Source organism: Aeromonas sp. FDAARGOS 1403, from assembly GCF_019047325.1.
Taxonomy (GTDB): Bacteria; Pseudomonadota; Gammaproteobacteria; order Enterobacterales; family Aeromonadaceae; genus Aeromonas; species Aeromonas dhakensis.
In genome coordinates this window covers 1,752,794-1,772,995 of record NZ_CP077249.1, presented here as the reverse complement: position 1 = coordinate 1,772,995, position 20,202 = coordinate 1,752,794, and the positions used below count along the sequence as shown (strand labels likewise).

The 20,202-nt window shown below is 61.2% G+C and carries 22 protein-coding genes and 1 tRNA gene; 6 read left to right on the top strand and 17 right to left on the bottom strand.

Translation table 11 applies throughout. The features are described 5' to 3' along the window. Nucleotides 1-42: 42 nt before the first annotated feature. Complete coding sequence (hemW, locus tag I6L33_RS08515; RefSeq protein ID WP_216973894.1) at nt 43-1,188, top strand: radical SAM family heme chaperone HemW; 1,146 nt, start codon at nt 43-45, stop codon at nt 1,186-1,188. A gap of 254 nt (nt 1,189-1,442) precedes the next feature. Here hemW and I6L33_RS08510 read toward each other — a convergent pair whose 3' ends face one another. The 3 genes from I6L33_RS08510 to zntR all read right to left on the bottom strand — a co-directional run bounded on the left by I6L33_RS08510 (nt 1,443) and on the right by zntR (nt 2,778). Next, a complete protein-coding gene (locus I6L33_RS08510; RefSeq protein WP_005309473.1) occupies nt 1,443-1,661 on the bottom strand; it encodes an alternative ribosome-rescue factor A in 219 nt (72 codons plus the stop codon). 135 nt (nt 1,662-1,796) lie between these two features. Next, nucleotides 1,797-2,351: a dihydrofolate reductase family protein gene (locus I6L33_RS08505; RefSeq protein ID WP_216973893.1), complete on the bottom strand. Its 555-nt coding sequence runs from the start codon at nt 2,349-2,351 to the stop codon at nt 1,797-1,799. Next, nucleotides 2,341-2,778, bottom strand: a complete 438-nt coding sequence (gene zntR / locus I6L33_RS08500; RefSeq protein WP_024941406.1) for a Zn(2+)-responsive transcriptional regulator — start codon at nt 2,776-2,778, stop codon at nt 2,341-2,343. Before zntR ends, I6L33_RS08505 begins: the two co-directional genes overlap by 11 nt. 408 nt (nt 2,779-3,186) lie before the next feature. On the opposite strand from zntR, the gene purH reads away from it, so the two are divergent. From purH to I6L33_RS08480, 4 genes are all read left to right on the top strand, one after another. Beyond that, the gene (gene purH, locus I6L33_RS08495; RefSeq protein WP_216973892.1) at nt 3,187-4,779 is read left to right on the top strand and encodes a bifunctional phosphoribosylaminoimidazolecarboxamide formyltransferase/IMP cyclohydrolase; all 1,593 of its coding nucleotides are present in this window, start codon (nt 3,187-3,189) and stop codon (nt 4,777-4,779) included. Between the two features lie 110 nt (nt 4,780-4,889). Further along, a complete protein-coding gene (purD, locus tag I6L33_RS08490; RefSeq protein ID WP_024941404.1) occupies nt 4,890-6,179 on the top strand; it encodes a phosphoribosylamine--glycine ligase in 1,290 nt (429 codons plus the stop codon). Nucleotides 6,180-6,434: 255 nt separating this feature from the next. Continuing rightward, on the top strand, nt 6,435-6,809 hold the full coding sequence (locus I6L33_RS08485; protein ID WP_005309462.1) for a cytochrome b562: 375 nt from the start codon (nt 6,435-6,437) through the stop codon (nt 6,807-6,809). Beyond that, nucleotides 6,790-7,353 carry a cytochrome b/b6 domain-containing protein gene (locus I6L33_RS08480; RefSeq protein WP_216973891.1) on the top strand — a complete coding sequence of 188 codons (564 nt, stop codon included), beginning with the start codon at nt 6,790-6,792 and terminating at the stop codon, nt 7,351-7,353. Before I6L33_RS08485 ends, I6L33_RS08480 begins: the two co-directional genes overlap by 20 nt. A 67-nt stretch (nt 7,354-7,420) precedes the next feature. Here I6L33_RS08480 and I6L33_RS08475 read toward each other — a convergent pair. The 5 genes from I6L33_RS08475 to rpsU all read right to left on the bottom strand — a co-directional run bounded on the left by I6L33_RS08475 (nt 7,421) and on the right by rpsU (nt 12,320). Beyond that, nucleotides 7,421-7,497: transfer RNA gene (locus I6L33_RS08475), tRNA-Ile, on the bottom strand. Between the two features lie 193 nt (nt 7,498-7,690). Continuing rightward, nucleotides 7,691-9,586, bottom strand: a complete 1,896-nt coding sequence (gene rpoD, locus I6L33_RS08470; RefSeq protein WP_264082799.1) for an RNA polymerase sigma factor RpoD — start codon at nt 9,584-9,586, stop codon at nt 7,691-7,693. Nucleotides 9,587-9,769: 183 nt separating this feature from the next. After that, a complete protein-coding gene (dnaG, locus tag I6L33_RS08465; RefSeq protein WP_216973890.1) occupies nt 9,770-11,557 on the bottom strand; it encodes a DNA primase in 1,788 nt (595 codons plus the stop codon). A gap of 88 nt (nt 11,558-11,645) precedes the next feature. Beyond that, a complete protein-coding gene (locus I6L33_RS08460) occupies nt 11,646-12,089 on the bottom strand; it encodes a GatB/YqeY domain-containing protein (RefSeq protein WP_017780947.1) in 444 nt (147 codons plus the stop codon). Nucleotides 12,090-12,104: 15 nt separating this feature from the next. Continuing rightward, nucleotides 12,105-12,320 (bottom strand): 30S ribosomal protein S21, encoded by a 216-nt coding sequence (rpsU, locus tag I6L33_RS08455; RefSeq protein ID WP_005309452.1) that lies wholly within the window; start codon nt 12,318-12,320, stop codon nt 12,105-12,107. A 179-nt stretch (nt 12,321-12,499) separates the two neighbouring features. Between rpsU and tsaD the strand changes: the two genes are divergently transcribed. Next, nucleotides 12,500-13,513, top strand: coding sequence for a tRNA (adenosine(37)-N6)-threonylcarbamoyltransferase complex transferase subunit TsaD (gene tsaD, locus I6L33_RS08450; protein ID WP_216973889.1), 1,014 nt, complete (start codon nt 12,500-12,502; stop codon nt 13,511-13,513). Between the two features lie 84 nt (nt 13,514-13,597). On the opposite strand, the gene rpoS is transcribed toward tsaD, so the two are convergent. The 9 genes from rpoS to ftsB are packed head-to-tail and all read right to left on the bottom strand — an operon-like array spanning nt 13,598 to nt 20,193. Beyond that, nucleotides 13,598-14,581: an RNA polymerase sigma factor RpoS gene (gene rpoS / locus I6L33_RS08445; protein WP_005309444.1), complete on the bottom strand. Its 984-nt coding sequence runs from the start codon at nt 14,579-14,581 to the stop codon at nt 13,598-13,600. Nucleotides 14,582-14,628: 47 nt separating this feature from the next. Beyond that, nucleotides 14,629-15,684 carry a peptidoglycan DD-metalloendopeptidase family protein gene (locus I6L33_RS08440; protein ID WP_025202185.1) on the bottom strand — a complete coding sequence of 352 codons (1,056 nt, stop codon included), beginning with the start codon at nt 15,682-15,684 and terminating at the stop codon, nt 14,629-14,631. 9 nt (nt 15,685-15,693) lie between these two features. Beyond that, nucleotides 15,694-16,275, bottom strand: a complete 582-nt coding sequence (locus tag I6L33_RS08435) for a YqaA family protein (RefSeq protein WP_026141142.1) — start codon at nt 16,273-16,275, stop codon at nt 15,694-15,696. Next, entirely contained in the window at nt 16,272-16,889 is a 618-nt protein-coding gene (locus tag I6L33_RS08430; RefSeq protein ID WP_005309437.1) for a protein-L-isoaspartate(D-aspartate) O-methyltransferase, read from the bottom strand. Before I6L33_RS08430 ends, I6L33_RS08435 begins: the two co-directional genes overlap by 4 nt. Before the next feature lie 4 nt (nt 16,890-16,893). After that, nucleotides 16,894-17,640, bottom strand: coding sequence for a 5'/3'-nucleotidase SurE (gene surE / locus I6L33_RS08425; protein WP_043170413.1), 747 nt, complete (start codon nt 17,638-17,640; stop codon nt 16,894-16,896). Further along, the gene (gene truD / locus I6L33_RS08420; protein ID WP_126881189.1) at nt 17,621-18,679 is read right to left on the bottom strand and encodes a tRNA pseudouridine(13) synthase TruD; all 1,059 of its coding nucleotides are present in this window, start codon (nt 18,677-18,679) and stop codon (nt 17,621-17,623) included. The genes surE and truD overlap by 20 nt, the downstream gene beginning before the upstream one ends. Next, the gene (gene ispF / locus I6L33_RS08415) at nt 18,679-19,155 is read right to left on the bottom strand and encodes a 2-C-methyl-D-erythritol 2,4-cyclodiphosphate synthase (RefSeq protein WP_005309431.1); all 477 of its coding nucleotides are present in this window, start codon (nt 19,153-19,155) and stop codon (nt 18,679-18,681) included. Before ispF ends, truD begins: the two co-directional genes overlap by 1 nt. Further along, nucleotides 19,152-19,883 carry a 2-C-methyl-D-erythritol 4-phosphate cytidylyltransferase gene (gene ispD, locus I6L33_RS08410; RefSeq protein ID WP_216973888.1) on the bottom strand — a complete coding sequence of 244 codons (732 nt, stop codon included), beginning with the start codon at nt 19,881-19,883 and terminating at the stop codon, nt 19,152-19,154. Before ispD ends, ispF begins: the two co-directional genes overlap by 4 nt. Then, on the bottom strand, nt 19,876-20,193 hold the full coding sequence (gene ftsB / locus I6L33_RS08405) for a cell division protein FtsB (RefSeq protein WP_005309428.1): 318 nt from the start codon (nt 20,191-20,193) through the stop codon (nt 19,876-19,878). The genes ispD and ftsB overlap by 8 nt, the downstream gene beginning before the upstream one ends. Nucleotides 20,194-20,202: the final 9 nt, after the last annotated feature.

Here is a 20,202-nt window from a genome sequence, read left to right as displayed (position 1 = left end):
GGGCCATCCGACCCCTTTTGATTGTTGAATACTGGAAACCCCATGCTGCAACTGCCGCCCCTCTCCCTCTATATCCACGTGCCCTGGTGTGTCCAGAAGTGCCCCTACTGCGACTTCAACTCCCACGCCCAGAAGGGGGAGCTGCCCCACCTCGAGTATGTGGCGGCCCTGCTGGAGGATCTGGAACAGGACCTGCACTGGGCCCAGGGGCGCCCCCTCTCCTCCATCTTCATCGGCGGGGGAACCCCGAGTCTACTCTCCGTGGAGGCGATGCAGGCGCTGCTGGACGGGGTGCGCGCGCGCATCGCACTCACCGCGGACTGCGAGATCACCATGGAGGCCAACCCGGGCACGGTGGAGGCGGACAAGTTCGCCGGCTTCCAGCGGGCCGGCATCAACCGCATCTCCATCGGGGTGCAGAGTTTCCAGCAGGAAAAATTGACCCGGCTCGGGCGCATCCACGGCCCGGAAGAGGCGCGCAAGGCCGCCGAACTGGCCCACGCCATCGCACTGCCCACCTTCAACCTGGATCTGATGCACGGCCTGCCAGATCAGAGCCTGGACGATGCCCTCTACGACCTGCAGCAGGCCATCGACTGTGCGCCGCCGCATCTCTCCTGGTACCAGCTCACCATAGAGCCGAACACGGCGTTTGCCTCCAAGCCGCCCACCTTGCCGGAAGATGACACTCTGTGGGACATCTACGAGCAGGGCCACGCCATGCTGACCGCCCAGGGCTATCAGCAGTACGAGATCTCGGCCTACGCCAAGGCGGGGTATCAGTGCCGCCACAACCTCAACTACTGGCGCTTCGGCGACTATCTGGGGATCGGCTGCGGCGCCCACGGCAAGGTGACGGATCTCGCGAACCAGCAGATCCTGCGCACCGCCAAGGTGAAGCATCCCAAGGGATATCTGGACCCGAGCCGCCCCTATCTGGAAGAGCAGTGGCAAGTGAGCGCGGACGATCTGCCGCTCGAGTACTTCATGAACCGGTTCAGATTGTTTGAGCCGGCCCCCAAGACGGAGTTCGAGGCCTACACCGGTCTGCCGCTGGAGCGGGTGGAGACGGTGCTGGACATCGCCCAGAGCAAGGAGCTAATCGAGGATCTCGGCGACAGCTGGCAGCTCACCCCTCTCGGCCATCGCTATCTCAACGTGCTGCTCGAACTCTTTATGGACGAGTAAGTGCTGATTCACTCTCTTGCGGCAAGAGAGTGAATCAGCACCAGCGAATAGAAAAACAATCAGGGCGCCATTGGCGCCCTGATTGTTTTGGTTCCAAGAACCTGTTCACGGTCTGTCACGAGATGCTGTCAGCAAGGTGAAGAGCAGCGCAGGAACCGGAGTGTGTAAGTACACATGAGGATTGCGAGCAGCACATGAGCCTTGATCACGGCCTCGCAGCAAGATCGTGGACAGGTGCCAAAGCAGGAACCCGCTCAGCAGCAGACGCTTACCATCTGCTGCTGGCCGGGCTCCCACCGCTTGCCGTGCTTGGCCTTGCGCTGATAGCTGCCCTTGCCCTTCTTGCTCGGCTCGACCCGGGCCTGGAACAGGGGGGAGGTCACCAGTGCCTTGAGGTGGTTGTCCTGAATGATGCCGCGCTGATGTTCGCAGGCGGGTTCGGCGGTGACGGAAGTCACCTTCTTCTTGGCCATATCGGCTCCTTTGCGATGACTGACTCTAGTAAGCGATTGTTCAACGCCTGGCCGAAGTGGATCCCCCGGTGGCGAAAAACGCGCCGATTGTGCGCCTCCCCGAAGCCGAGTGCAAGCTGAGGGTGGTGCAAGGATTCACGCGGCGGGCGGCAAGGGTTCGGGCCGATAGACGACCCGCACCAGAGCACTCGGCAGCAGAGTGCTGGAGACGGGGTTGAGGCCGCCGGGCAGGGCCCCGGCAAACAGCGGCACGCCGGCCCCCAGGGTGACCGGCACCCAGAACAGGGTCAGCTCGTCGACGACCCCGGCCTGCAACCCCTGGCGCACCAGATCGCCGCCGTCCAGGTAGAGGTGGCAGCTCCCCACCTGCCAAAGATCCCTGAGCACCTGCGCCAGCGCTCCCTGCCGAAAGGAGACATGCTCACGGGGAGCGGCGGGTCTGTGGGTCAATACCACCACCGGCTTGTCACAATAGAACCATTCGGGAAAGGCGTTCACAATGTCATAGGTGTTGCGCCCCATCAGCAGGGTATCAACACTCGCCATCAGCGCGCCGTAGCCGGTCTCTTCCTGGGAGTCGCCGTTGTAGGGTTCAAGCCAGGCCAGATCGCCCCCCTCCCCGGCAATGAAGCCGTCGAGGGAGAGGGCGAGAAAGGCTGATACCCGGGGCCGGCGCAGCTCAGTGCTCATGGTCGTGATGTTCATGGCGGGAGGGAGCACCGGATTCCAGCGTCTCGAGGATGGCGCAGTGCTCCGCCGAGCGCGGGCCACCGCAGCAGATGTTGGAGAGCTCCCGCAGGTTGTCGCGAAAACGGGTCAACTCGATGATCTTCTGCTCCACCTGTTCGAGCTTGGTGTCGGCCACCGCCTTCACCTCCTGGCAGGTGACCTTGGCCTTGTTGGTATCGAGATCCAGCAGCTCGCCGATGTCGGCCAGCGAGAACCCCACCGACTTGGCGCGGATGATGAACTCCAGCCGCCGCTTGTCCTGCTCGCCATAGAGGCGATAGCCGGACTCGTTGCGAATGCCCGGCGAGATGAGACCGTTTTTCTCGTAAAAGCGCAGAGTATCCGCCTTCACCCCGCACGCCTTGGCCAGCTCCCCGATCCGATACATGCCTTTCTCCCTCCCAAATGAGTCAAGAACCACAACCGGCACCCACTATCTCCCCTTTGCCGGACGATTGCCAGTCGGCAGCGGGAAAGAGGACGCGGCCACCCTTTTGCCATCAAGAGACTGAAAAGACAAACGTTTCACAAAAAACCACCAGAAAACGTTTAACACTGCACCAGACAAGGCTTTGTCACTTTAAAAAATCCACCACGGGTCACATTTTTTGTGTAGAATACGCGCCCACAAGAGAGCGACGCGTCAAGCGGGTATTTCCTAAAACGCTTTTGCCTGGCGGCAGGTTTCAGGCGAGAGCGGTTTGCGAAATCCCCCACTTCCATTTATTTGGGGACTCTCTGTGTTGAGCCTCGCCTCCCATGGAACGGTCCCCGTTATGCTGAGGACGATAGTGTGATGGAACAAGCTCGACCCATTCGCCGTGCACTGCTGAGTGTGTCTGACAAGACTGGCATCGTGGAATTTGCCAAGGCACTCAACGAGCGCGGCGTGGCCCTGCTCTCCACCGGTGGTACCGCCAAGCTGCTGGCCGAGGCGGGTCTGCCGGTGACCGAGGTCTCCGACTACACCGGATTCCCCGAGATGATGGACGGCCGGGTCAAGACCCTGCATCCCAAGGTCCACGGCGGCATTCTCGGCCGTCGCGAGCAAGACGACGCCATCATGGCTCAGCACCACATCTCCCCCATCGACATGGTCGTGGTCAACCTCTATCCCTTCGCCGCCACCGTCGCCAAGCCCGGTTGCACCCTGGCCGATGCGGTCGAGAACATCGACATCGGCGGGCCGACCATGGTTCGCTCCGCCGCCAAGAACCACAAAGATGTGGCCATCGTGGTCAAGGCTGCCGACTATGACCGCGTCATCCGCGAGATGGATGGCAACGGCAACAGCCTGAAACTGGCCACCCGCTTCGATCTGGCCATTGCCGCCTTCGAACACACCGCCGCCTACGACGGCATGATCGCCAACTACTTCGGCACCATGGTTCCTTCTTATGGTGACAACAAGGAGGGTGACGAGGAGTCCCGCTTCCCGCGCACCTTCAACAGCCAGTTCATCAAGAAGCAGGACATGCGCTACGGCGAGAACAGCCATCAGGCCGCCGCCTTCTATGCCGAGGAGCAGGCCGCACCGGGCTCGGTGGCAAGCGCCATCCAGCTGCAGGGCAAGGCCCTCTCCTACAACAACATCGCCGACACCGACGCGGCGCTGGAGTGCGTCAAAGAGTTCGACCAGCCGGCCTGCGTCATCGTCAAGCACGCCAATCCGTGCGGCGTGGCCATCGGCAGCGATCTGCTGAACGCCTACGAGCGCGCCTGGCAGACCGACCCCACCTCCGCGTTTGGCGGCATCATCGCCTTCAACCGTGAACTGGATGGCGCCACCGCCAAGGCCATCGTCGAGCGTCAGTTCGTCGAGGTGATCATCGCCCCGACCGTCAGTCAGGCGGCCCGCGACGCGGTCGCCGCCAAGCAGAACGTGCGGCTGCTCGAGTGCGGTCAGTGGACCGCGCCGGCGCAAGGCTTTGACTTCAAGCGCGTCAACGGCGGCCTGCTGGTGCAGGAGCGCGACCTTGGCATGGTGACGCTCGGGGATTTGAAGGTGGTCAGCAAGCGTCAGCCCACCGAGGCCGAACTGAACGACCTGCTGTTCTGCTGGAAAGTGGCCAAGTTCGTCAAATCCAACGCCATCGTCTACGCCAAAGACGGCCAGACCATCGGCGTCGGCGCCGGCCAGATGAGCCGCGTCTACTCGGCCAAGATTGCCGGCATCAAGGCCGAGGATGAAGGGCTGACCGTGGCGGGCTCCGTCATGGCCTCCGACGCCTTCTTCCCGTTCCGCGATGGCATCGACGCCGCGGCCGCCGCCGGTATCTCCTGCGTCATCCAGCCCGGTGGCTCGATGCGCGATCAGGAGGTGATCGACGCCGCCGACGAACACGGCATGTGCATGCTGTTCACCAACATGCGCCACTTCCGTCACTGATGGATCAGGGCCGCCGCCGGCGGCCCTTTTGTTGTCTCTTTTCACCTGGCTATTTTCACCGGCGCAGGCCCCAGGCCCGCCCGTGACCACGAATAGAAGCGAGCGATACGATGAAAGTACTGATCATTGGCAACGGTGGCCGTGAACACGCCCTAGCCTGGAAGGCCAAACAATCCCCCCTGGTAACCCGGGTCTTCGTCGCCCCCGGCAATGCCGGCACCGCCCACGAAGGGAGCATCGAGAACGTAGCCATCTCGGCTACCGACATCCCGGCCCTGCTGGCGTTTGCCAAGGAGCAGCGCATCGGTCTGACCATCGTCGGACCGGAAGCACCGCTGGTGAAAGGGGTGGTCGATGCATTCCGTGCCGAGGGGCTGGCCATCTTCGGCCCGACCGCCGCCGCCGCCCAGCTGGAAGGCTCCAAGGCCTTTGCCAAGGATTTTCTGGCCCGCCACGCCATCCCGACCGCCGAGTACCAGAACTTCACCGAGGTGGAGCCGGCGCTGGCCTACCTGCGCGAGAAGGGCGCGCCCATCGTCATCAAGGCTGACGGCCTGGCCGCTGGCAAGGGGGTCATTGTTGCCATGACCCTGAGCGAGGCCGAAGAGGCGGTACGCGACATGCTCTCCGGCAACGCCTTTGGTGACGCCGGGGCCCGGGTGGTGATCGAGGAGTTCCTTGAGGGGGAGGAAGCTAGCTTCATCGTCATGGTGGACGGCGAGCACGTGCTGCCGATGGCCACCAGTCAGGACCACAAGCGGGTGGGCGATGGCGATACCGGCCTCAACACCGGCGGCATGGGGGCTTACTCCCCCGCCCCCGTGGTCACCGACGAGGTGCATCGCAAGGTGATGGAGCGGGTGATCATGCCGACGGTACGCGGCATGGCGGCCGAAGGCAACGTCTACACCGGTTTCCTCTACGCCGGTCTGATGATCGATGGCCAGGGCAATCCCAAGGTGATCGAGTTCAACTGCCGCTTCGGCGATCCCGAGACCCAGCCCATCATGCTGCGCATGCGCTCCGATCTGGTGGAGCTCTGCCTGGCGGCCTGTGCCGGCAAGCTGGATCAGGTAGAGGCCATCTATGACACCCGCGTCGCCATTGGCGTGGTGCTGGCCGCCGGCGGTTATCCCGGCGACTACCAGCAGGGCAAGCCCATCAGCGGCCTGCCGGTGGAAGAGGCGAGCGGCGAGAAGGTATTCCACGCCGGCTCCCGCATGGAAGGCGATACCGTAGTCACCGCCGGGGGACGCGTACTGTGTGCCACGGCCCTCGGCCACACGGTCGCCGAGGCGCAGCAGCGGGCCTATCAGCTGGCCGGGCGCATCAAGTGGGACGGCGTCTTCTACCGCAACGACATCGGCTGGCGTGCCATCGAGCGTGAACAGCAGCAGTAATCAACAGGGCCCGCAAGGGCCCTCTCTTTAGCTTGCCCTCGGCCAGCCTGACAGCATGGATCATATGGCATGGTTCGATTGGCTCAACATCCTCCTTGCATCTCCCCCCTCCCCGTTACCCTTTGTGACAAAAAACAGCAATATTCACAAACAGTTCACGTACTGTCATGGCATCATGCCTGTGATGAATCCAGATAAGGGTTCATAAGAAGCCACATAGAATCGATAAGCATGTCGTTTAAATAAGGAAATCCCATGTTGAAAACTGTACGCCCCCTGTTGCTGCCCCTGATGTTTGGCCTGATGACCCTGCCCGCCATGGCCGGTGAGCTGGAGCAGCCGATGAAGAAGATCGGCTTCAACTACAAGCAGGCGGTCAAGGCCGAGGATGCCGCCACCATGGAGAAGTACATCAACGAGATGAAGGCGCAGTTCGACATCGCCAAGCAGAAGAACATGCCGGCCGCCAAGAAAGAGAAGTTCCTGGAAGGCATGAACGAAGTGCAGACCGAACTGGACGCCAGCCTGGCGGCTCTCAAGGCGGGTGACGAAGCCAAGGCGCGCGAGCACCTGGCCAAGGTCAACGACCTGAAGAAGGAGTACCACAAATATGCCAAACAAAAAGGCTGATCCCTTCCATTGGGATAGTCTGGTCCGCCTCACCCACTGGGGTGTGGCGGCCATCTGTATCGGCAACCTCTGGCTCAACGAGGCGGGCGAGGAGTGGCACGAGCGGCTGGGTTATCTGGCCATCGCCCTGATCAGCCTGCGCCTGGCGTGGGGGCTCTCGTTTGCCAGGGGTCATGCCCGGTTGCGAGCCCTCATCCCAAGCCGGGAAGATTTTCGCCAGCAAGCGCTGGAGCTGCGCGAGCGCACGCCACCGGCCCCCGGTCACCACGGCAGCGGCAAGCTGGCGGTCTGGACACTCTGGCTGCTGATCCTGGCCACCGCCGGCACCGGCTGGTTCCAGAATACCGAGATGGGGTTCGAACTAGGGGCTGACGACTGGCACGTCTGGTGCACCTGGGCCCTGCAGGGCATGATAGCGCTGCACCTGCTGGCCATCCTGTTCACCTCCTGGCGCCAGCGCAGCAATCTGGTGAGACGCATGTTGCCCGCCCGACGCCCGGGCGCCCCCAAGCAGGCCCCCATCCAGCAAGATCAGGGCTCCTGACCCAGTTTGAGGCGAAACGCCAGAAAGCAAAAAGGCCGCTCATGATGAGCGGCCTTTTTATGGAATTTGGTGGCCCCTGGGGGACTTGAACCCACGACCAATCGATTATGAGTCGACTGCTCTAACCAACTGAGCTAAGGGGCCGAAATGTGCTTTTGCGGCGTGGATTATAGGGGATGTCCGTTAGCCAGTCCATAGGCATATCAACCACTTGGCGAGATTTCATCCATATTCAAGCGGTTCCGTGGTTCATCGTCAGCGCCCCATCGCCACGAATAAAACAAAGCCCCGCATGGCGGGGCTTTTTGGATGCTGTTCCGGGTTGGAACGTCCGGGATTATTCGTCCAGGAAGCTGCGCAGCACTTCAGAGCGGCTCGGGTGGCGCAGCTTGCGCAGCGCCTTGGCTTCGATCTGACGGATACGCTCACGGGTCACGTCGAACTGCTTGCCCACTTCCTCAAGGGTGTGGTCAGTGTTCATGTCGATACCGAAACGCATGCGCAGTACCTTGGCCTCACGAGCGGTCAAACCGGCCAGCACTTCGCGGGTCGCGTTGCGCAGGCTCTCGCTGGTGGCCGCATCGGCCGGCAGGGCCAGGGTGGTATCTTCGATGAAGTCGCCCAAGTGGGAATCTTCATCATCACCGATGGGCGTCTCCATGGAGATGGGCTCTTTGGCGATTTTCAGTACCTTGCGGATCTTGTCTTCCGGCATGCCCATGCGCATGGCCAGCTCTTCCGGGTTCGGTTCGCGACCCATCTCCTGCAGCATCTGACGGGAGATACGGTTGAGCTTGTTGATGGTCTCGATCATGTGCACCGGGATACGGATGGTACGGGCCTGATCCGCGATGGAGCGGGTAATGGCCTGACGGATCCACCAGGTGGCGTAGGTCGAGAACTTGTAGCCACGACGATATTCGAACTTGTCGACCGCCTTCATCAGACCGATGTTGCCTTCCTGGATCAGATCCAGGAACTGCAGACCGCGGTTGGTGTACTTCTTGGCGATGGAGATAACCAGACGCAGGTTGGCCTCGACCATCTCTTTCTTGGCACGGCGGGCCTTGGCCTCACCGATGCTCATGCGACGGTTGATGTCCTTGATCTGGGCGATGGACAGACCGGTCTCTTCCTCGATCTGCTGCAGCTTGCCGATGGCGCGCAGCACGTCTTCGTCCATCTCCACCAGACGGGGAGACCAGGCCTTGCCAGCCTGCTTCTGGTATTCGAACCAGGCAGTTTCGCACTCGTTGTTGGTGAAGGCCGCGACGAAGGTCTTCTTCGGCATCTTGGCCTGCTCAACGCAGAGTTTCATGATGATGCGCTCCTGCACGCGAACCCGCTCCATCATCTCGCGCATGTTGTTGACCAGGCGATCGAACTGCTTGGGCATCAGGCGGAATTGACGGAACACGTCTGCCAGCTGGGCGATGGCATTCTGGGTATCTTCGTGCGCGCGGCCATTCTGCTGAATGGAGAGACGAGTTACCTCGTACTGGGCGCGCAGCTCACCGAACTTCTCGCGAGCAACTTCCGGATCCGGACCACCGTCGCCATCATCGTCGGAGTCATCCCCATCACCGTCTTCGTCTTCGTCTTCGTCTTCATCCTCGTCAGCCAGATCTTCCTCGCTGAGCTCGGAGCCGATGTGAGTGGCGGTCGGTGCGACGTCGTCGGTCTCATTGGGATCGATGAAGCCGGAGATGATGTCGGACAGGCGCAGCTGTTCGGCTTCATACTTGTCATATTGTTCAAGCAGATAGGTAATCGCTTCCGGGTACTCGGCGACGGAGCTTTGTACCTGGTTGATACCGTCTTCGATCCGCTTGGCGATATCGATTTCGCCTTCGCGGGTCAGCAGTTCGACGGTACCCATTTCCCGCATGTACATGCGGACGGGATCGGTCGTGCGACCAATCTCGGATTCAACAGATGCCAGAGCCTGGGCCGCTGCTTCGGCAGCGTCCTCATCGGCGGTACCACCTTCAGCCATGATAAGATCATCGGCATCCGGGGCGTTTTCCACCACCTGGATACCCATGTCGTTGATCATCTGGATGATGTCTTCGATCTGGTCAGAGTCGACAATGTCTTGCGGGAGGTGATCGTTCACCTCGGCATAGGTCAGGTAGCCCTGTTCTTTACCTTTGGCAACGAGGAGTTTAAGCTGAGACTGCGGGGTTTGCTCCATAGAACTCATCCGGTTGGTGTTGCTAGGTTGCGCGTACAGTGCGCTGCTGCGCAAATAGCCAATTCTAATAGAAAACCGCCAGACATGCTATGTCTGGTTGCGGCGTCGGTCATGAGAAACCCCTGCCCGCAGTATTGTCGGGGCCAGGCGGTTATAAAATGTTTGCTTTTAATCCCGTCCATTCGGGCAACGGTATTCATATTGGGGTTAATCACTCAAATATCAAGCCCCACTCTCATTTCTTTTCTCAATCTGCACCTCTCTGATCAGCATCATCAGCTCCTGAGTTTCCTCAGAGCTTAGCCCTTCCTGCGCCACCTTGGCCTGCAATTCCTCGATGCGCTGCTTCAGGAACAGGTTGATGAAACCGACGAAAGTATCCTGCAATTCTCCCAGAATATCGGGCTCCTGGTCGAGCTTTACCTCTTCAAACAGATCGTGCATCGCCAGCTGGGCCAGGATATCTCCCTCTTTGGTACCGCGCCAGTGTTCCAGCAGGATACCCGTTGTCACCCCAGGTTGAGTCAGGATCTGCTGATGCAGTTGCAGCAGAAACTGGATCCCCTGCAGACGAAGCCCAGCCAGCTCAGGCATGGCCGGCAGTTCGGCGGTGATCGCCGGATATTGCACCATCAATGCCAATGCCCGGCGCAGTGGTGTCAGCTTGGCCGCCTTGGGCTTGCTCACCTCGGCCTTCGGCTGGCTGTTGCGGGCAAACAGTTCGGCGATCCGCTGCTTGTTTTCACCCCAACGCATCATGCTGGAGAGGCGGGTGATCAGCCCCTCGCGGGTAAAGCCTTCCGGCACCCGGCGGATCAGCTCGGCGGCCTTGTTGGCCACTTCGAACTTGCCGGCCTCACCGGAAAGAGCCGCATCGCGCCCGAGACGTTCGAACATGAAATCGGCAAACGGCTGAGCCTGGTCGAGCAGCGCTTCGAACCCATCCTTGCCGATCTGGCGCACCAGGGAATCGGGATCCTCGCCATCCGGCAGAAACACGAACTTGAGTTCACGGCCATCCTGCAGATGGGACAGCGCGTTATCCAATGCCCGCCAGGCCGCCTCACGGCCGGCATTGTCGCCGTCGTAACAGCAGACCACCTCGGCCGTGGTGCGAAAAAGGGTATGGATATGGTCGCTGGTGGTCGCGGTTCCCAGCGCCGCCACTGCATAATCGATGTCGTACTGGCCGAGCGCCACCACATCCATATAGCCCTCCACCACCAAGATCCGACGCGGATCCTTGTGCGCCTGCTTGACCTCGTAGAGACCGAACAGCTCCCGTCCCTTGTGGAAGATGGGCGTTTCAGGCGAGTTGAGGTACTTGGGCGTGCCATCCCCCAACACCCGGCCACCGAAGCCGATGACCCGGCCGCGCTTGTCGCGGATCGGGAACATGATGCGATCGCGGAAGCGGTCATAGCTGCCCGGGCCGCTGTCACGGGGGATCAGCATGCCGCCCGAGATAAGCAACTGCTCGTGTTCCCGGCTGGATCCAAAGCGGCGACGCACCTGATCCCAGTCTCCGGGGGCATACCCGATGTTGAAGCGCTTGACCACCTCGCCAGTCAGGCCTCTGCCTTTCAGATACTCCACTGCCTGCGGCGCGTTCTTGAGATTGCTCTCGTAGAAGCGCGCAATATGGTTCATCAGCTCGAACAGGTCCTTGCTGACGGCCGGCTGGCTATTGCTGGCTCCCCCCGCCGTTTGCTCACGGGGGACCTGCATGCCATGCAGGCTGGCCAGCTCCTCGATGGCATCGGGGAACTCCAACCCGTCGTACTCCATCACAAAGCCGATGGCATTGCCGTGGGCACCGCAGCCGAAACAGTGATAGAACTGCTTCTCCTGACTGACGGTAAACGAGGGGCTTTTTTCGTTATGAAAAGGGCAGCAAGCCTGGTAGTTCTTACCGGCTTTCTTCAGTCGCACACGGGAGTCGATCAACTCGACAATGTCTGTGCGTACCAGCAGATCATCGATAAAGGATTGTGGGATCCTGCCTGCCATAACCGTCCTGTTTCATTGCGTAGAAAATAAAAAAGCCGCGCATTCCTAGGGAAGCACGGCTTCTTTGACCAAACAAGAGAGTTGCCTGTTACGCCAAGCGGGTTTTCACCTGCGCACTGACGGCGCCGACATCGGCACGCCCCTGAATTTTCGGCTTCAAGACAGCCATGACTTTGCCCATGTCAGCCATGACGGCAGCACCACTTTCAGCGATGGCTTGCTCAATCAGTGCGGCAATTTCGGCTGCGGTCAGCTGTTGCGGCAGGAACTCCTGCAACACAGCGATCTCGGCGGACTCTTTGTCGGCAAGATCCTGGCGACCGGCGGCCTCGAATTGACTGATGGAATCACGGCGCTGTTTGACCATCTTGGTCACCACAGCGAGGATATCCTGATCATCGAGCTCGACACGGGTGTCAACTTCACGCTGCTTGATTTCAGCCATCAACAGACGGATCGCACCCAACCGCTGCTTGTCTTTGGCAAGCATGGCGAGCTTTTGCTGATCCTTGAGTTGATCCTTCAGCGACACGGCATGATCCCTTGATTAGTACAGGCGGATACGACGTGCGTTTTCGCGGGACAGCTTCTTGGCGTGACGCTTAACGGCGGACGCTTTGGCACGCTTGCGAATGGTAGTCGGCTTCTCGTAGAACTCACGGCTACGAACTTCGGACAGGATACCGGCTTTTTCGCAAGAACGCTTGAAGCGACGCAGAGCAACGTCAAACGGCTCATTTTCACGGACTTTGATTACTGGCATGTGCCTTTCACCTCAGTGATAAATTGTTAGCTGACCTTCAATCGATCAGCATGTCTTAAAATGGTGCGAAATTATACTCTGGACAGGGAATGAAAGTAAACCCGCAGAGATCGCTCTGGTTTAAAAAACCCGCGAAGGTTACCATAGCCGTCTCATTTTAGCAGTGAAATTTTTTAGCAATGCGTGTATTGGGCATAGAGACATCCTGTGACGAAACCGGGATCGCGATCTTCGACGATCAAAAAGGGATCCTTTCCCACCAGTTATACAGCCAGGTCAAGCTGCATGCGAACTACGGCGGCGTCGTTCCCGAGCTGGCCAGCCGGGACCATGTGCGCAAGACGATCCCCTTGATCCAGGCGGCGTTGCAAGAGGCCGGACTGGGCAAGGATGACATCGATGGCATCGCCTATACCGCGGGCCCGGGTCTGGTTGGCGCCATTCTGGTGGGGGCCACCATTGGCCGCTCACTGGCGATGGCATGGAACAAGCCGGCCATCGCCGTGCACCACATGGAAGGCCACCTGCTGGCGCCCATGCTGGAAGAGAAGGCCCCCGAGTTTCCCTTTGTGGCGCTCTTGGTCTCCGGCGGCCACTCCATGCTGGTGCGGGTCGACGGTATCGGCAGCTATCAGCTACTGGGCGAGTCTATCGACGATGCCGCCGGCGAGGCGTTCGACAAGACCGCCAAGCTGATGGGTCTGGACTATCCCGGTGGTCCGCTGCTCTCCCGCTTGGCTGAGAAAGGCCTCAAGGGCCGCTTCACCTTCCCGCGTCCCATGACCGACCGCCCCGGGCTCGACATGAGCTTCTCCGGCCTCAAGACCTTTGCCGCCAACACCATCGCCGCCAATGGCGACGACGAGCAGACCCGTGCCGACATCGCCCGGGCGTTTGAGGATGCGGTGGTCGATACGCTGGCCATCAAGTGTCGCCGCGCCCTGAAGGAGACCGGCCTCAATCGCCTGGTAGTCGCCGGCGGCGTCAGCGCCAACCGTCACCTGCGCGCCCAGCTGGCCGAGCTGATGGAGAGCCTCAAGGGGGAAGTGTTCTACCCACGTACCGAATATTGCACCGACAATGGCGCCATGATCGCCTATGCCGGCATGCAGCGCCTGAAAGCGGGCGTGTTCGAGCCGCTGGCCGTGAAGGCCGTGCCGCGCTGGCCGCTGGATACGCTGGATCCGGTTTGATCCTGTGGATCCAGTCGACATGAAAAAGGGGCCATGGGCCCCTTTTTGTTTTGCCTGGTAAGCATCTTCGCTCACTCGCAGCAATTAGTTGGTGCGGAACAGCGCCTCGATGGAGAGCCCCTGCCCCAGCAGGATCTCCCGCAGACGGCGCAGTCCCTCCACCTGGATCTGGCGCACCCTCTCCCGGGTCAGGCCAATCTCGGCCCCCACGTCTTCCAGGGTCGCCGGCTCATAGCCGAGCAGACCGAAGCGACGGGCCAGCACCTCACGCTGCTTGGGATTCAGCTCTTCCAGCCAGTGCACTATACTGGCGCGCATGTCGTCATCCTGCGACTCCAGCTCAGGGCCCATGCCGCGCTCATCAGAGAGCACATCCAGCAGCGCCTTGTCGCGATCGCCACCAATCGGCGTATCGACCGAGGTGATCTTCTCGTTGAGCTTGAGCATGCGGTTCACATCGTCCACCGAGCGATCGAGCGCCTGGGCAATGTCCTCGGCGGTCGGTTCATGATCGAGGCGATGAGAGAGTTCGCGTGCGGTGCGCAGGTAAACGTTTAACTCCTTGACCACATGAATGGGCAGACGAATGGTACGGGTCTGGTTCATGATGGCCCGTTCTATGGTCTGGCGGATCCACCAGGTGGCATAGGTGGAGAAGCGAAAGCCGCGCTCCGGATCGAATTTTTCGACCGCGCGGATGAGACCGAGGTTGCCCTCTTCGATGAGATCCAGCAGCACCAGGCCGCGGTTGTTGTAACGACGGGCGATCTTGACCACCAGTCGCAGGTTGGACTCGATCATGCGCTTGCGGGCGGCTTTGTCGCCCCGCAAGGCACGGCGAGCATAATAGACTTCCTCTTCAGCCGTGAGCAGGGGGGAGAAACCAATCTCCCCGAGATAGAGCTGGGTGGCATCCATCACCTTGTTCAGTTCAGGTGCCATCAGCTCATCGGAAATCGTCTCTTCGGCCTCGGCCGCAACTTCCTGTATCTCTTCTTCTTCCTGACTCTCCAGCTCTTCGTCGAACTCTAACTCTGCATCCTGCATTACCAGTTGTTCTTGGCTCATGGCGTGTCTCCCTGACCTGCACCAGAGTAAGACTTAACTCTCTGGGTCTAACGCTTTGGCAAATGGCTCATCGGGTTGATCGACTTGCCTCTGTACCGGATTTCAAAGTGCAATCGCACATCCGGCGCGTCCGTGCTACCCATGTTGGCAATGACAGATCCGCCCTGCACCGAATCCCCTTCCTTGACCCGCAGCTCATCGTTGTGAGCGTAGGCTGAAAGGTAGTCATCATCGTGCTTGAGGATGATCAGCTTGCCATAACCCCTTAGTGCGCTACCCGCATAGACGACCTTGCCGCCGCTCGCTGCGTAGATGGGTTGCCCCTTCTGGCCGGCGATATCTATGCCCTTGTTCCCCTGTTCCGCAACAGAGAAACCCTCGACGATCCGGCCTTTGGTCGGCCAGTGCCAAGAAAGTCTCGACTGAGGCTTGTTGTCGTTTTTTTGTTCTTTTGCCTGAGCGTATTCTTTTGAAGATGGCTGAGCAACGGTTTTTTGTTTGATGAACGGAGTGGTCGTACCTGACGTCGCCGGCGCCAGGGGTTTGGGACCACTGCTCTGGCTGACCACCGGAGCGGTCACCGGCGAGGTCGCCGCCACCATCTGGCCACTGCTCGCCCCGGAGGACTGCACGTTCAGCACCTGCCCCACCTGAAGGGCAAAGGGGGCTCTCAAATTGTTGTTCTGGGCCAGGGTCTGATTCGACATGCCGAACTGGCGACCAATGCTGCTCAGGGTATCACCGGGTCGAACCTGATAGGTGCCCGCGCTGCGTGCCACCGCCATGGTGCTGCCGGAGGCGTCGAGCCTGATCTGCTGACCCGGATAGATGTTGTAGGGAGGGCTGATGCCATTGAGGCTGGCCAGCGAGGGCACGTCATTGCCCGAGTTGAAGGCGATGGAGTAGAGCGTATCCCCTTTCTTCACCGTATAGCTGTTGCCCTGAATGGTGGGCTGGGCCGCCATCTGGCGCGCCGGAATGGTGGAAACAAGACCGTCATTGCCCAGTCCCTGGACGGGGGCGGCGGTCTTGCTGGAAGCGCAAGCAAGCAACAGCCATGACAACACGACGACACTGCTTCCTTGCCAAATACGCGAACGCATAGTGGATCCTCAACGACTAAACCAGAAATAGGCCACGACGGCCAAACCAATACAGAGCCAACCCAGCACATCCACATAGTGCATCAGCTTGCGCTCCATCTTTTCGCCACCCCAACGCATCAGACCCGCCACCAGGAAAAAGCGCATGCCACGCCCGATCAGCGAGGTCACGATGAAGGGCAGCAGTGCCATTTGCAGCAGACCGGCCGTCACGGTAAACACCTTGTAGGGGATCGGCGTGAAGCTGGCAATAAAAATCACCCAGATACCCCACTGCTGGAACCACTGTTCGGCCACGGCAATCTTCTCCTCATAGCCGACGGAAGCCACCAGCGGCTGGACCACCGGCTCCCACAGGGCATAGCCGAGCAGGTAACCTACCAGGGCACCCAGTACCGAAAACAGGGTGGCGAGCGCGGCATAGTGCCAGGCCCGTCGGGGTTTGCCGAGCGCCATGGGGGCCAGCATCACATCCACCGGGATGGGCCAGAACACCGACTCGATGAAGGCGGTGATCGCCAGATACCAGGGGGCATATTTGTGGCGCGCCCACTGCATCACCAGCACATAGAGGCGGGAAAACAACTTCACTCGACATCTCCGTCAATCAGGGGAACAAAACGGACCGGCTCCAGGATCCGGCTGGTGAGCTGGGAGCCCGACCGCTCGATCAGCTGCAAGGTTTGCTGGCTATCCCCCACCGGCAACACCAGCCGACCACCGTCGGCCAGCTGATCGGTGAGGGCCGTCGGCACCTCGCTGGCGGCCGCCGTGACCAAAATGGCGTCAAACGGTCCTTTATTGGGCCAACCCAGCCAGCCATTGCCGTGCTTGGCGGAGACATTGTGCAGGTCGAGCTGGCGCAGCCGGCGCCGGGCCTGAAACTGCAGCGACTTGATCCGCTCCACCGTGTAGACGTGCTCCACCAGATGGGCCAGCACCGCCGTCTGATAACCCGACCCTGTGCCAATCTCCAGCACGTGGGCCGGATTGTTCTGGATCAGCAGCTCGGTCATGCGCGCCACCATGTAGGGCTGCGAGATGGTCTGGCCGTGACCGATGGGCAGGGCCGTATTGTCCCAGGCCTTGTGGGCCATGGCTTCATCCACGAACAGCTGGCGCGGCACCTTGGCAATCGCCGCGAGTACGCGGAAATCGCGAATGTCCTGCGCGATCAGCTGGTTTAACAGGCGCTGTACTATCACACCTTCATCCCTGCAGGTCCAACCAAGCCCCCAGCCCCGCCAGACTGCTGTAGGCAGTCATATCGATGGTCAGGGGGGTGATCGAGACGTAGCCCTGCTCGATGGCGGCGAAATCCGTGCCTTCTCCCGCATCTTGCTGGCTGCCGGGGGGGCCGATCCAGTAGATGGGCTGACCGCGAGGATCCTCGGTGCAGATCACCGACTCCGCCCGGTGGCGGTTGCCAAGGCGCGTCACCCTGATCCCCTTGATCTGGTCGAGGGGCAGGTCGGGCACATTGACGTTGAGGATCTGATCGGCAGGCAACGGGTGCACCATCATGCCTTTCACCAGCAGGGCCGCGTAGTGGGCCGCCGTGGAGAAATGGGTCTTGCCTACCAGCGAGATGGCCAGCGAGGGGAAGCCGAGGTGGCGCCCCTCGGTCGCAGCCGCCACCGTGCCCGAGTAGATGACGTCATCCCCCAGGTTGGCACCGTGGTTGATACCGGCCACCACCATGTCGGGTTCCGGGCGCACCAGCTCGTTGACGGCTAGGTGCACGCAATCGGTCGGCGTTCCCTTCACCGCATGATATCCGGTTTCGGCGATGCGGGTGACCCGCAGCGGCACTTCCAGCGTCAGGGAGTGACTCGCCCCGCTGCGATTGCGATCCGGCGCCACCACGATGACCTCGCCGCAGGCGGCCAGCGCCTCGCTGAGGGCACGGATACCCTCGGCATGCACACCGTCGTCATTACTGACCAGAATTCTCATCGGACTGATCCCTGAAACCATGATCGGCCTCTTCGGCCTGCATTAACTCGCGCACCACGCTGGTGGCAAACGCCCCGGCCGGCAGGAAGAACGACAGGGTCAGCACAGCCCCCTCCAACTGCCAGCTCATGGCCTGCGGCTTGAGCAGCAAGGGGCGGCGATCCTGATCCAGCCCCGCCTTCTCCAGCCCCTCGCACCACTCGTGATAAGGCGCCAGCACTGCCTGCTCGAACTCGGCGGCGGCGCCCTGGCTGGCAGAGCGACCACGCCCCCACTGGGGCGCGGTGAGCTGCACGTCGCCGGAGGCGAGACGCGCCTCCAGCTCGGGCGTCACGCTCTCTTCGCTGAAGATGGAGTGGCTGCCTTTGAGCATCACGCAGTCGCCAGCCAGCAGCTGATGGGCCAGCCCCTGCTCGATGCGGGCGCTGACGATAGCGTTGAACAGCATACTGCGAGCGGCGGAGAGATAGAGGGAGCGCTTGTTGCGATCCTTGATCCGCTTGCCGGCGAACATCGCCTTGGCGGCCTCCAGATTGTTGCCACCACGACCGAAACGCTGCTCGCCGTAGTAGTTGGGCACGCCCTGGTCGGCGATGGCCTGCAGGCGGGACTCCAGCCCGTCGGCCTGCTCCAGTCCGGTGAGGCGCAGGGTGAAGTGGTTGCCCTTGAGATAGCCGACCCGCAGCTTCTTGTTGTGACGCTTCACCTGCAGGATCCGGATGCTGTCGCTCTCGATGACCGAGAGGTCCGGCTCTGCCTTGCCAGGCAGGTGGATACCGAACCACTGTTCGGTCACCGCGTGGCGATCTTTCAGCCCGGCCCAGGTCACCGCATTGCGGGCAACCCCGGCCGCATCGGCCAGCAGGCCCGCCACCCAGGCGGTGTTCTCGCCGGTTTTGCGCACCTGGACGAAGATGTGCTCACCCTCGCCGCAGGGTTCAAACCCGAGATCTTCATTGACCACGAAGTCGGCGGCTTGCGCCTTGAGGATGCCGCGGGCCGTGGGCGCCCCGTGCAGGTAGGCCAGTTGTTCGAGCATTATTGTTTCACCAGTAAGACGACGGCTTCGGTGGCGATCCCTTCCTTGCGCCCCGTGAATCCAAGCTGTTCGGTGGTCGTCGCCTTGACGTTCACCCGGTTCAAATCACATTGCAGATCGGCGGCCAGCACGGCGCACATGGCGTCGATGTGGGGCGCCATCTTGGGCGCCTGGGCGATGATGGTCACATCCAGATTGCCGATGGCATAACCCGCCTTCTGCACCCGGGCAAACACGTCCCGCAGCAGGATGCGGCTGTCGATGCCCTTGAATTCGGCCGCGGTATCGGGGAAATGGCGGCCGATGTCGCCGGCGCCGATGGCCCCCAGCAGGGCATCGCTCACCGCATGCAGCACCACATCACCATCGGAGTGAGCCAGCAGGCCCTGTTCATACGGCACCGCCACCCCGCCCAGCATGCAGGGGCCAACCCCGCCAAACTTGTGTACATCAAAACCATGTCCAATCCGGATCATGCCAGCTCCTCTGTGGGTGAATCGGGTCGCGCCGGCCGGCGCGCGTCCTGTTGCTGCAAATAGAGCCCCGCCAGGGAGAGATCCTCCGGCCGGGTCACCTTGATGTTGTCGGCTCGCCCTTCCACCATTCGCACCCGGAAGCCGGCCCGCTCCATGGCGGAGGCCTCATCCGTGATGGTGGCACCCAGCGCCAGCCCCTCCTCCAGCGCCCGCTTGAGGGGGCCGGTGGGGAACATCTGCGGGGTCAGGGCGTGCCAGAGCTCCTCGCGCTCGACGGTGGCGAGGATGTTGCCGGCGGCGTCGGAGCGCTTCATGGTGTCGCGCACCCGGCTGCCGAGGATGGCTCCGCCACAGGCCATGGCGGTGGCGATGAGGCGATCGAGATCGCCGTGGGTCAGGCAGGGACGGGCGGCGTCATGCACCAACACCCACTCCCCTTGCGCCACGTGCAGCGCATTGAGCACGGAGAAGGCGCGTTCGGCGCCCCCTTCCACTTGCAGGATCCTCGGATCGGCGGCCACGGCCAGTGTGTCGAACCAGCGGTCATGGGGAGCCAGCGCCACTATGACCTGACCGATAGCCGGGTGGGAGAGCAGCAGGGTTAGGGTGTGCTCCAGAATGGCCATGCCCGCCAGCTGCAGATATTGTTTCGGGCACTCGGCCCCCATCCGGCTGCCGATGCCGGCGGCCGGCACGATGGCGGTCAGTCCGCTGTGATGATCAGTCATCGTAGGCTGCGTCTCCGGAACTGGAGCCCTTGTCTTTGTCCTTGGGAATGATGCGGTAGAAGGTCTCGCCCTGCTTGATGTAGCCAAGATCGTTGCGCGACAGCTCCTCGATGGCCTCCAGGCCCGAGGTCAGGTCATCAATCTCGCGATAAATCAGGTTGTTGCGATCCTTGAGTACCAGATTGTCCTGCTGCTGCCGGGTGATGGCATCAGACAGCTCACGATAGTCAGACAGGCCATTCTTCCCCAGCCAGAGGTCGTATTGAAGCCCTCCCAACAGGAAGAGCAGGATAAGAGTGAGTAGCCGCATGCACTGAGT